At 69.7% G+C, this 254-nt stretch carries 1 protein-coding gene; it reads right to left on the bottom strand.

Annotated features, from left to right (window positions below; translation table 11 throughout):
* Positions 1-254: aldo/keto reductase (locus L687_RS0120640; protein WP_031206661.1), on the bottom strand; the 254-nt coding region annotated here is incomplete at both ends.

Genomic DNA, 254 nt, shown 5'->3' with positions numbered 1-254 from the left:
AGTCGGACGCGGTGTCGACGGTGCCGGTCAGGAAACCTTTGCCGAGCGGGCTGAACGGCACGAATCCGATGCCGAGTTCGGCGAGCACCGGCAGGATCTCAGCCTCGGGGTCGCGGGTCCACAGGGAGTATTCGCTCTGCAACGCGGTGACGGGATGTACGGCGTGCGCGCGGCGGATCGTCTCGGCCGACGCCTCGGAGAGCCCGAAGTGGCGCACCTTCCCCTCGGCGATCAGCTCGCCGACCGTGCCGGCG

It is taken from the genome of Microbacterium maritypicum MF109 (genome assembly GCF_000455825.1).
GTDB lineage: Bacteria > Actinomycetota > Actinomycetes > Actinomycetales > Microbacteriaceae > Microbacterium > Microbacterium maritypicum_A.
The sequence above is the reverse complement of the archived record's forward strand: the minus strand, read 5'-3'. Positions and strand labels throughout refer to the sequence as shown.